The sequence below is a fragment of the Methylobacterium sp. CM6257 genome (genome assembly GCF_054611515.1).
Map to the genome: position 1 here is coordinate 4,373,168 of NZ_CM137735.1, position 11,806 is coordinate 4,384,973.

An 11,806-nucleotide genomic window follows, 5' to 3' on the forward strand; every position below is an offset into this window, starting at 1 on the left:
ATGACTACCTCGAAGCCGTCGTCGGGGTGCGGGTCGTGGTGACGGTGCGGGTGATGGAGCCGGTGGTGCGCGGCTCGCTCATGCCCTTGTCCTTGGGCGTCGCGGTCGCCGCGAGCAGCCGGCCGATCTCGTCGCCGCGCTCGGGCCGGGCGGGCAGGTCTGAGAGGCGGGCCAGATGGCTGGTGCCGATCGGCTCCAGGGCGAGATGCTTGTCGACGGCGGCCTGCAGCCGGTCCGGCCGGGTCAGGAGCTGCCACTCGGCGCGCAGGACCGCGATCGCCTGCCGCTCGGAGTGCAGCGCGCTCTGCAGCTTGGAGACCTGACCGCCCTGGTAGAGCGTATCGTACTTGATCGAGTAGGCGTAGATCGCCGAGGCCACGAGACCGGCCACAGCCAGGAGGTTCAGGAGGCGGATCATCGGCGATGGCCCCCGCGGGCGGCTTCGGGCAGGCTCGCCAGGGCGGTCAGCGCCGCCAGTGGCTCCGGCACGTCGGATTCGGTGCGCTCGGCGGCCCGGAGCTTGGCCGAGCGGGCGCGCGGGTTGCGCGCGGTCTCGGCCTCGCCCGGCAGGACAGGACCTTTGGTAACGAGGCGGAAACTACGGATCGTCTCGGCCGGGGCGCCGGGCAGATGGCGCGAGCCCTGCGCGGAACGGCCGCTGCGGGCGGCGAAGAACTGCTTGACGATCCGGTCCTCGAGCGAGTGAAACGTCACGACGGCGAGCCGCCCGCCCGGTTTGAGCACCCGCTCGGCCGCGTGGAGCGCGCGCGCCAGTTCGCCGAGTTCGTCGTTGACGGCGATCCGCAGGCCCTGGAACGTCCGCGTGGCCGGGTGGATGTGGCTGCCGGGCTCGGCCCGCACCACGCCGGCGACCAGCTCGGCAAGCTGGCCCGTGGTCTCGATCCGGCCGCGGCGGCGAGCCTCGTGGATCGCCCGCGCCACGGCACGGGAGCGCCGCTCCTCGCCGTAATGGTAGATGATGTCGGCCAACACCGCCTCGTCGGCCTCGTTGACGAGGTCGGCTGCGCTCGGGCCGTCGCCGCCCATGCGCATGTCGAGGGGGCCGTCGTTGCGGAACGAGAAGCCCCGCTCCGGAGCGTCGAGCTGCATCGACGAGACGCCGATGTCGAGGACCACCCGGTCCACCCGGGGCGCGCCGGCCTCGGCCAAGAGGGTGTCGAGATCGCCGAAGCGGCCGGGCAGGAGGCGCAGGCGCCCTCCGACCTCCGCGAGCAGCGCCTGCCCACGGGCGATGGCCGTGGGATCGCGGTCGATGGCCAGCACCTGCAGGGCCGGATCAGCCGCCAGCAGCGCGCGCGTGTAGCCGCCCGCCCCGAAGGTGCCGTCGACGGCGAGGCCGCCTTCGGTCTTGAGTACCTCGACCACCTCGTCGAGCAGCACGGGCACGTGCGGTGCGGATTCTGGCTGCGGGGCGGCCGTCAGCTCGGCCGGGGGGCGGCGCCGGATCATGCGCGTGTCGCCGGTAAAACGCGGGAAGGGGCGAAGGCTCTGCGCACCCCGGAGGGCCGGGTGCGGATGCGGCTCGTGCGTCTCATGATGCCCTGTGCCGGGCCGCACGAGGGCGGCGCGCGTGACGGGAACGGCACCGGATGCGGAGTGCGCAAAACGCCGCGCACGGACGAGACCTGCGGTGAGGCAGGTGGCGCCCGGCGATCCGATACACGCCGTTGACGGGAGGATGCCGGGTATCATGGGCCTCGGAGGATCGTCAACGCACAAGCTTGGCGCTGCCGCGCGGACCGATCTGAACCCGGCAAGGTTAACCGAAGGTTTTTGCCGCTCACGAATTTCGGACCCGCTGCATCGGCGGCGGGGTGGCGGCTCTGGCAGACAATGCGTTGGTGAGATTGCAATTTCGGTGGATCAGCCGGCCTGTAAGCCGGGTTCTGTAGGGCCGGAGCGCTCGCGCGCCCCGACGTGGCGGCCATTCCTCTGGGACGGTCGTCGCCGACCGCCTCGAGCAACCAACCCGGGCGACTGGCCTGGAGAGCCAGCCTGCCCTTCTCGCGAAGGGCGCGCCGCCCCTATTCGGTCTTGCTCCCGGTGGGGTTTGCCGTGCCGTCCGCGTTGCCGCGTCCGCGGTGCGCTCTTACCGCACCCTTTCACCCTGACCCCGGACGCATCCGGGGCGGTCTGCTCTCTGTGGCACTGTCCCTGGGGTCGCCCCCGCCGGACGTTATCCGGCACCGTCTCTCCATGGAGCCCGGACTTTCCTCCCCGGACGCTCGCGCGTCCGGAGCGGCCGCCCGGCCGGCTGATCCATGAGCAGATGCGCCCGCGGTGCCGTCCGGGTCAAGGGTGCAGGACGCTCACCAGGTGCCGGTGTTCTCCATGGACTTCCACGGCTCCTGCGGCTCCTTGGCACCGCCCTTCTGCAGGATCTCGATGGAGATGCCGTCCGGCGACTTCACGAAGGCCATGTAGCCGTCGCGCGGCGGCCGGTTGATGGTCACGCCCTTCTCCTGCAGCCGGGTACAGAAGGCGTAGATGTCGTCGACCTGATAGGCGAGATGGCCGAAATTGCGTCCTCCCGTGTAGGTCTCCGGGTCCCAGTTGTAGGTGAGCTCGATCAGCGGCGATTTCGTCGCCGTCGCGCGCTCGACATCCCCGGGTGCGGCCAGGAAGACGAGGGTGAAGCGGCCCTTCTCGTTCTCAACCCGGCGGACCTCCTTCAGGCCGAACGTGTCGACATAGAAGGCGAGCGCGCGGTCGAGGTCGGCCACCCGGACCATGGTGTGCAGAAATTCCATAGGGAAGCTATCCTATTGTGATCCGCAGGCTTTTAGTCTGCTCTGGCAAGAAACTGACACGAACTTGTGTGAAGAGCGATCGTCCGCTGCAGCCGGTCGGTCACTGCCGTAGCTAGCGTTCGATCGGCCGGCGAGTAGGCCGTCCACATTTTCGCGATCGTCAAGCGAACCGCTCTTCGTGCTTCGATCGTCAGGAACGTAGGTTGTTCTACCGAGCGTGTGCATGACCACCATGTGTTGCACGGAGCGCCAACGGCCATGCGGCCGAGAGGAGACCCGCATAGGCTGCCGAATTCGCCAGGCGGTTGGACTTTGGCATGGTCCGAGATGCCGGTCTGATCTGAAAAGGCAATATCGGTCAAAGGTCCATCAGAGCAGAGGTTGATATGCAGCGAAAGGCGGGAAGGTGAGCGGTATCGTTTCTACCCCCTCCGCCACAGCCCTCCCTTTCACGCCTACAGGATCCTTCGTTCGGCCCACCTCCCCTCGGTTGATACACCTGTCGTTCTCGCCCTCCCTTGACGCTGTTTGGATGGTTTGCCTCGGACCAGAGAGGCGGATCTCATCTCGAGGGCCTAGCCTGCGGGACATAAGCAGCCTTGTCGGCACCGGTGCTATCCTAGGCGGCGACTGACCTTCGAGTTTGTCTCCAAGATCAGCTGTTCAGGCGTGTTTGGCATGATTGACGGACAGCGCCGCGAGCGACATCCTCCTGAGCAATCCGCGGCCGTGGGAAAAACGGACTGCCGGAATGAGTGGCTGGCCGCCCAATGAGCCTGCCAAGGGAACGGGGAACGTCCTTGATCAATCGTCGCACATTTGCTGGTGCCATCCTCGGCGCGCCTGTAGCCTTGCCGTTTCTCGCGCGATCGGGCTTTGCCGCCACGCCTATGCACACGCTGAAGCTCACCTTCGCGGATACTCAGGCACATCCGCTCTACGCTGTGCTGAAGCGCTTTGCCGAGAACGTGAACAAGAGGACGGACGGCGCTGTCGAGATCCAGGTGTTCAGCATTGGCCAACTCGGCAGCGGAACCAACATCATGACCGGCATGCAGACCGGCATCATCGACCTGTGCGCCCACACCTCCGGCTTCATCGGCCCGCTCTTCCCGCGATTTCAGGTGGTGGATCTGCCGTTCCTCTTCCCCGATGCCAAGACTGCCGAGCGGGTTCTGGACGGGCCGATTGGGGCTCAACTCCTCGACCTGATGCCCGCGAAGGGCATCTACGGACTGTCCTATGGTCACTGGGGCTGGCGCGTCGTGTCGACCGTCGAACGAAAGGTGCCGGAGCCAGCCGATATCAAGGGGCTCAAGATCCGCGTTCAGCCCGGCGCGATCTTCGCAGCGATGTTCCGGACACTCAATGCAAACCCCATCGCGATTGATCTGACAGAGGTCTACCTCGCGCTGTCTCAGCGCACGATCGAGGCCATTGAGACGCCGATGATCTCAGTCGCGGCCGGCAAACACGATGAGGTCGTGCGGACGATCAACACGACCAATCACGTCTACAACGTGGGCGTCCTCATGGCGAGCAAGGCCAAATTCGATGCCCTGCCGGAGAATGCGCGGAGCGCAATCAGGGCAGCCGCCAAAGATATGACTGCCGATTGGCGCACCACAATCGCGACGGCAAGCGATGAGACAGCTGAGCGCTTTAAGGCGAAGGGTCTTGCGATCGTGCAGGCTGATCAAGATGCGTACCGCAAGCAGGTCGAACCCGTATACAAGCAGTTTCGCGACACCATCGGCCCGGATCTGGTCGACTCAGTGCTGAAGGAGGTCGGGAAGGGCTAACCCGATGTCAGCCGGGGATTCGGCGCTCGCGCATGGTGCGATCGAGCGGACGTCAACCACGCTGGCGCTCTCTCCATACGCTGTGCTGCGCGTGTACGGGCGGGGGCTCGATGTTATCGAGTGGCTCTGTCGTAGTCTCCTCGTCGTCGCGCTGGTCGGCGAACTCGGCGTCGTTCTGTGGGACATCACCGCGCGCTCGACGATCGATCTATCACTGCTGTGGGCGGATGAAGCCGCCAAGCTGTGCCTGACGACGCTAGCCTTCATCGGAGGCGCCCTGGCCTACCGGGCCAAACACCACACCACAGTCGAGTTCGTGCGGCAGCTTTTGCCTGCCGGTTTGCGCGAGCCCGTCGCGATCGCGATCGACGGCCTCGTCCTCGTGACCGCTGCAACGGTTGCCTTTGTCTCTCTAGACCTTCTGTCGATCGCCTCGCTGTCCACGACGCCGATCCTGCAGATCAGTGCAGCTTGGTTCGTCGTCCCACTCAGCGCCGGGATGGCGCTCGTCGTCCTGTTTGCGATTGAACGGTTCGTGACGGACTACCGCCCTGCCCTCGTCCGGCGCACGCTGGCCGTCGTCATCGCTGCCGCCTTGGTCGTGTCCGCCCTCGCCTCTCTGCCGGCTATTCCGCATCCCAGCTCGCAGGCGACGCTCAGCCTGATGCTGATCCTGTTTTTCGCGGCCGTCCTGCTGGGTCTGCCGGTCAGCTTCGCGATGCTGCTCGGCTCTCTGTTCTACCTGCAGCTTACCGGCACGGCGCCGCTGATCGCGGCGGCCCAGAACACCGTCGATGGGACGGGCAACTTCATCCTTCTGACGCTGCCCTTCTTCATCTGGGCGGGGCTCATCATGGAGCGCGGCGGTATCAGCCTGCGACTGGTTCGCTTCGCGATGGCGCTAGTCGGTCATCTCCGGGGCGGCCTGCTGCAAGTCGTCGTGCTGACCATCTATCTCGTCTCCGGCATCTCCGGATCGAAGGTCGCCGACGTCGTCGCGGTCGGCTCGGTGTTGCGGGGAGAGCTGAAGAAGCAGGGCTACGGACCTGAGCAGGGCGCGGCCGTCCTCGCGGCCTCGGCGGCGATGTCGGAGACGATCCCGCCGAGTCTGGCGATGCTGGTTCTTGGCTCCGTCGCACCGATTTCCATCGGTACGCTTTTCATCGCCGGTCTTCTGCCCGCGGCCGTGATCGCAATTCTCTTGATGGCGCTGAACTGGTTCCTGGCCGTGCGCAAAGGTGCACCGCGTATGCCCCGCGCGACCGGACCCGAACTTGGTCTGGCCGCCGGGGCGGCCGTGCTGCCGCTCGTCATGCCGGTCCTGATGGTCGTCGGCATCCGTTTCGGCTTCGCGACCCCGACGGAAATCTCGGCCGTCGCGGTGCTCTACGGCCTGATCCTGGCCTGCGGCGTATACCGCGCCTTCGGGATGCGCGATCTCGTGCGGATCGTCGTGGAATGCGGGCTTCTGTCCGGGATGGTGCTCTTCATCATCGCTGCCGCCGGCTCGTTCGCTTGGACGCTCACCGCGGCCAACCTACCGGTTGCCCTGATCGGGCTCCTGCATGCGCTCGGCGACAGCAAGGCGGCGTTCCTGATCGGCTCGCTCGCGCTTCTCGTCGTGGTCGGATCACTGCTCGAGGGCCTGCCGGCGTTGATCATTCTCGGGCCGCTACTGATCCCCATCGCCGGACAATACGGGATCGACAGCATCCATTACGCGATGATCATCATTCTCGCGATGGGGATCGGCATCTTCATCCCGCCGATCGGCATCGGATTTTACATTTCATGCGCCGTCGCCGAGAGCCGCATCGAGGCGGCCAGCCGGGCGATGATCCCCTACCTCATCGTGCTCGTACTCGGCGTGCTCGCCGTGGCGTTCATACCCTGGTTCACGCACGCCCTGCCCAATCTCGTCGGAACTCGCTAGCGCCCATGACTGACGATAGCTGCCTCGCCCCCGATCCGGACCTGCGCCGTCCGACCTTCCGGATGCCCGCTGGCGCGACCGACACGCATTTCCACGTCTTCGGTCCGAGACGGCTTGAGCGACTGGTTGCGCAGCGTGACTACACACCTCCGGAAGCCAATGCCGAGAGCGCCCGCCGATTGTTCGACACGCTCGGTATCGAGCGAGTTGTCGTCATCCAGGCGAGCATTTTCGGCCACGACAACCGTGATCAGCTCGAGGAGGGTGCCAAGATCGGGCTTCCGATGCGCGCGGTCGTGGTAGTGAGGCCTGACGCGCCTGAGGCTGAGATGCGCAGGCTTCACGAGCAGGGCGCCCGCGGCATTCGGTTCATCATGGCCCACCCTGGCGGCCTCGATCCGGCCGGGATCGAGCGTGCCGCAGCTCGGGCGTCCGAGATGGGCTGGCACCTCCAGTTCCTGCTGAAACCCGCGCACTTGGTGGAGTTGGAGCCGCGCTTACAGCGGCTTCCCTGTCCTGTGGTCATCGACCATATGGGCTTTCTCGCGCCCGAACACGGAGTTGATCAGCCTGGATTTCGCGCCTTGCAGCGGCTCGTTCAAACCGCGACCGGCTGGGTCAAGCTGTCAGGCGCGTACCGCCTCTCGCGCAACGGGCCAACCTATCCGGAACTCCGGCCGTTTACGGACGCGCTGCTTGCAACCCGGCCTGATCGGATCCTGTGGGGGAGTGATTGGCCGCATGTCGGGCTGAAGAGCGGGATGCCGAACACGAGTGATCTCTTGGAGCAGTTCGGCTCTTGGGTTCCCGACGAAGTGAATCGCCGACGTATTCTCGTCCAGAATCCCGCCGCGCTCTTTGATTTCTGAGCGCGGCAACTCGTGGACGCACCAGACTGGCTCAAGGTGGCTCGGAGAGGGCTTTGGTTGTTCTGTGCGTGCGCCGAAGCTTGCTCACCCGTATCCTCGGCGACCTGCAGCGCTGCGGCCTCATACGGATCGGTCACGGCCGCCTGATACTCCCCGACCGGAACGCCGCCGAACAGGCCTGCTGCGAGTGCCGCGCCCATATGCGCGACCGCTTTCGCACGCGCCCGGGTGAGGCCAGCAGGAGCACGCAGGAGGGAGACGGGCCTAGTGGCATTCCCTCCCTTCCGCTCTCGAAACCGGGTGCCGGCCCGGCTGCCGTCCTCCGCGATGAACGCGTTTGGCGAAGACGAGGCCCGTGACTGTACTGTAGAGGAAGAAGTCGTACCGCGCGATGGTTGTGCCGACGGTTCCGGCGATGACGGCGCGGCGCGGTTGCGCACGATGCTCGGACTCGGACAGTGCAGGGAAGGCGTGCGCGAGGCTGCCGCTGGCCGCCATGTCAAACCTCCCGTGAGCGGGCTCTTGCATCCCACAGTGGTTTGAACGCGCAGACAGCAAGAAATCCTGTATCCATCCTTCAGGGCTTATCAACGAGGGGGCAGCGTAAAGTTCGATTTGGCTTCTGCTCCCGAGAGCGAGTCTCAGCGCCGTTGTTCCCGGGGCTGAACTCCAGGGCGGCAGCGGCGGACCGGGCGCACGCCTTCGAGCGGATCTGAGTCCCGACTTACACGACCTGTGTGCTCGAGCCGCGTACCGGCACCAAGCGTTCGGCTCGGGCAGCGGGCGAAGTTCGAGACGATGCTCCCCGCTCGCGTCGGCCTCGAGTCTGCCGATCTGCTGAGGCTGAGCATCGTTGCGGGCCCTGTTTTCCAGCGCCCATTTCAAAATGCCTACCTGATATGCGCGCAATGCAAATCAAATAACCAAATCAAGGCGCATGATATCGGACGCGGCGCGAAAGCTTGGCAGCTTCGCCAGCATGAGTGAGTTCAGACGGAGGGAGAGTCGCTTTCCCTATAATCGGCGTGTGATCGACGCGAGCGTTGACGAAGTTCCGCATCCATTGGAGCAGTTCGCTGTTCACGGTGCGAGGTTCCGCTTCTTATAGCGGTGCCGGCTAAAGGGCGCACTGCACGTCGTTATTGCAAGCGACAACGTCCGCCGGGCGGCACGCCAAGCCGATCGCGAAAGGCTGGCTAGAAGAACTCTGTAATATATTTTGACAGATGTACTAGCGGCATTCGCGAATCCGATGCCATTGTGGAGACGACGGAGGTGAGCGTGATCCAGCTTCCTCAATCAAAAAAGGGCGAAAACTACCGTTGGGTGCAACTTGCCTTCGGCGTTATCTGTATGGTTATGGTGGCCAACCTTCAATACGGCTGGACGCTGTTCGTCAACCCAATCGACTCCAAGTACCATTGGGGCCGAGCTGCAATCCAGGTGTCCTTTAGCATTTTCGTTGCTACTGAAACGTGGCTCGTTCCCGTCGAGGGTTGGCTGGTCGACAGATTTGGCCCCCGGATCATCGTGGCGTTAGGCGGGGTTCTCGTAGCAGCGGCATGGACTATCGATGCCCATGCAAGCTCTCTCGTGATGTTGTATTTCGCTGGCGCCGTCGCCGGGGTCGGTGCGGGCGCTGTGTACGGCACATGCGTCGGAAACGCGCTCAAATGGTTCCCTGATCGAAGAGGCCTTGCGGCTGGCATCACGGCTGCCGGCTTCGGCGCTGGCGCTGCCCTATCTGTAATTCCCGTCAGGGAAGTCATAGCGGCCTACGGATACGAGACTGCTTTTCAGTGGTTCGGCCTCGCTCAAGGCGCAGTGGTCCTCGGATTATCACAGTTTCTCGCCGCACCGCCGCGCGGGCTAGCATCCCCGATGCCGAAGCTTCGTGTCTCCAATCGGGATTATACGGCCGTTGAAATGGTGCGTACGCCAGCGTTCTGGGTCATGTACCTTATGTTTGTCATGGTCGCAGCAAGTGGCCTCATGGTGACAGCGCAAATCGCGCCAATCGCCCGCGACTACGGCATCGCCGACGCGGTTCTGATTTTTGGAGCATCAACGCTTACGGTTGCGCTGGTCGTCGACAATGTCTTGAATGGACTGGCGCGGCCGTTCTTCGGGTGGGTATCCGATCACATCGGACGGGAGACCACGATGGCTCTCGTATTCACACTGGGTGCCGTTGCATACTGGCTGCTTGGAACCGTAGGAAGCCAGCCGGTGACCTTCGTATTGACGGCTGGAATAGTCTATTTCACTTGGGGAGAAATTTATAGCCTTTTTCCTGCGACTTGTACGGACACGTACGGCTCAAAATTTGCGACCACGAACGCAGGGCTGCTGTATACGGCGAAAGGCACTTCTGCATGGCTCGTACCACTTGCAAACGTATTGAAGAGTACGACCGGCACATGGCACGCAGTGTTTGTTGTTGCCACGCTGATGAACATCGCAGTTGCTGCGCTCGCGCTGTTCGTATTGCGTCCCATTCGCCGCCAAATGCTCGATGCAGATGAGACGCGCCGTGGACAGGTCGATCAAATGGTGCGCACTGAAGGTTCGAGCATTCAAACTGTGCAAGAATCCTAATTGCGCCGGCAGATAAGGACCTCCGGCAAAGCTGTGGTGGCTTCCTATTTCGGTTTGCTAAAGAATAATGCCGAGCCGATTTTTGGATAGACCGATGCAAGCGCGGTTTCGTGGAGTGCTCAGATGCAGCCGGTCATCCAGAAGCCCGAGTCCGGCGGCCGATGATCCGAACGTGGCAGTCAAGCGGCGAGCCCGCGATCTGGTTGTGCGCTCTTTTGGGATCCGGCCGGGACGTCGCGGCCTCGGTCAATGAGGAACGCTTGTCGCGCTGGGGTGCGGCAGATGCATCAAAATGCAAATGGCATATTGCATGCCAGACGAGAATGCGACATCCTGCATGAGACGTTTCCGTGATCGCTCATGCAGGATCCTGAGATGGCGCGTCGAGCTGTGACTGTGGTCGAACAGCAGCGGCCCGGTCGCGGAAGCTCCTTTCTGATCGCTATCGGCGATCTCGCGAGCCGTAGACCCGCTCCTGAGGAGCGCTCCTAAGACTTTGTCCTGATCATCACAGCCTGGGGTTTATCCCATGACCAAGGCCCTTGAAGGCGTTCGCATCCTGGACTTCACCCACGTCCAATCTGGTCCGACCTGCACGCAGCTTCTGGCCTGGTTCGGGGCAGACGTGATCAAGGTCGAGCGGCCGGGCGTGGGCGACGCCACGCGCCAGCAGCTCCAGGACATTCCGGATGTGGACAGCCTGTATTTCACGATGCTGAACCACAACAAGCGCTCGATCACGCTTGATTCGAAGAACCCGAAGGGCAAGGAGGTGCTCTGGCGCCTCATCAAGGAATGCGACGTCCTGGTGGAGAACTTTGCCCCCGGCGCGCTGGCCCGGATGGGGCTCACCTGGGAGAAGATCCACGAGGTCAACCCGCGCATGATCCTGGCGTCGGTCAAGGGCTTCGGGCCTGGCCGTTACGAGGATTGCAAGGTCTACGAGAACGTCGCCCAGTGCGCCGGCGGCTCGGCCTCGACCACCGGTTTCCGGGACGGCATCCCGATGGTCACGGGCGCGCAGATCGGCGATTCCGGCACCGGCCTGCACCTTGCGCTCGGCATCGTCACCGCCCTGTACCATCGCACCCAGAGCGGGCTCGGCCAGAAGGTCGACTGCGCCATGCAGGACGGCGTGCTCAACCTGTGCCGGGTGAAGCTGCGTGACCAGCAGCGGCTGCAGCACGGTCCGCTCAAGGAGTACAGCCAGTTCGGCGAGGGCATCCCGTTCGGCGACGCGACCCCGCGCGCGGGCAACGATTCCGGCGGCGGCCAGCCTGGCCGCATCCTCAAGTGCAAAGGCTGGGAGCACGATCCCAACGCCTACATCTACTTCATCACCCAGGCCGCGGTGTGGGAGCCGATCTGCGACATCATCGGCGAGCCCGGCTGGAAGACGGACCCGAACTACGCGACCCCGAAGGCGCGCCTGCCGCACCTCAACGAGATCTTCACGCGGATCGAGGCGTGGACGATGAAGGTGACGAAGTTCGAGGCGATGGACACCTTGAACAAGTACGACATTCCCTGCGGCCCGATCCTGTCGATGAAGGAGATCGCCGAGGACGAGGCGCTGCGGAAAACCGGCACCATCGTCGAGGTCGACCATCCGACCCGCGGCAAGTACCTGACGGTGGGAAATCCCATCAAGCTCTCGGCGAGCCCCAGCGAGGTGAAGCGGTCTCCGCTGCTCGGCGAGCACACCGACGAGATCCTGCGCGATGTGCTCGGGTACTCGGACGCAGAAGTCGGCGAGATCGCCAATTCCGGCGCTATCGGTACACCGACTCAGATTGCGGCTGAGTAAATCAGATAAGTTCGGCTACGTAGCCT

Annotated in this window: 8 protein-coding genes and 1 other RNA gene; 5 read left to right on the top strand and 4 right to left on the bottom strand. The window is 64.0% G+C overall.

Translation table 11 applies throughout. The features are described from left to right. Nucleotides 1-4: 4 nt before the first annotated feature. The 4 genes from ftsL to ACYCO6_RS21380 all read right to left on the bottom strand — a co-directional run bounded on the left by ftsL (nucleotide 5) and on the right by ACYCO6_RS21380 (nucleotide 2,771). Entirely contained in the window at nucleotides 5-418 is a 414-nt protein-coding gene (gene ftsL, locus ACYCO6_RS21365) for a cell division protein FtsL (RefSeq protein WP_459763053.1), read from the bottom strand. Next, entirely contained in the window at nucleotides 415-1,470 is a 1,056-nt protein-coding gene (rsmH, locus tag ACYCO6_RS21370; protein WP_459763055.1) for a 16S rRNA (cytosine(1402)-N(4))-methyltransferase RsmH, read from the bottom strand. Before rsmH ends, ftsL begins: the two co-directional genes overlap by 4 nt. 410 nt (nucleotides 1,471-1,880) lie before the next feature. Further along, nucleotides 1,881-2,279: RNase P RNA component class A (gene rnpB / locus ACYCO6_RS21375), an RNA gene on the bottom strand. Nucleotides 2,280-2,330: 51 nt separating this feature from the next. Beyond that, the gene (locus tag ACYCO6_RS21380; RefSeq protein WP_459763057.1) at nucleotides 2,331-2,771 is read right to left on the bottom strand and encodes a VOC family protein; all 441 of its coding nucleotides are present in this window, start codon (nucleotides 2,769-2,771) and stop codon (nucleotides 2,331-2,333) included. Nucleotides 2,772-3,571: 800 nt separating this feature from the next. Between ACYCO6_RS21380 and ACYCO6_RS21385 the strand changes: the two genes are divergently transcribed. The 5 genes from ACYCO6_RS21385 to frc all read left to right on the top strand — a co-directional run bounded on the left by ACYCO6_RS21385 (nucleotide 3,572) and on the right by frc (nucleotide 11,780). Then, nucleotides 3,572-4,573: a TRAP transporter substrate-binding protein gene (locus tag ACYCO6_RS21385; RefSeq protein WP_459763059.1), complete on the top strand. Its 1,002-nt coding sequence runs from the start codon at nucleotides 3,572-3,574 to the stop codon at nucleotides 4,571-4,573. Between the two features lie 4 nt (nucleotides 4,574-4,577). Then, nucleotides 4,578-6,506, top strand: coding sequence for a TRAP transporter large permease (locus tag ACYCO6_RS21390; protein WP_459763061.1), 1,929 nt, complete (start codon nucleotides 4,578-4,580; stop codon nucleotides 6,504-6,506). 62 nt (nucleotides 6,507-6,568) lie between these two features. Beyond that, nucleotides 6,569-7,375: an amidohydrolase family protein gene (locus tag ACYCO6_RS21395; RefSeq protein ID WP_459763063.1), complete on the top strand. Its 807-nt coding sequence runs from the start codon at nucleotides 6,569-6,571 to the stop codon at nucleotides 7,373-7,375. Nucleotides 7,376-8,650: 1,275 nt separating this feature from the next. Continuing rightward, nucleotides 8,651-9,973, top strand: a complete 1,323-nt coding sequence (gene oxlT / locus ACYCO6_RS21400) for an oxalate/formate MFS antiporter (RefSeq protein WP_459763065.1) — start codon at nucleotides 8,651-8,653, stop codon at nucleotides 9,971-9,973. 529 nt (nucleotides 9,974-10,502) lie between these two features. Beyond that, entirely contained in the window at nucleotides 10,503-11,780 is a 1,278-nt protein-coding gene (gene frc / locus ACYCO6_RS21405) for a formyl-CoA transferase (protein WP_459763067.1), read from the top strand. Nucleotides 11,781-11,806 lie beyond the last annotated feature (26 nt).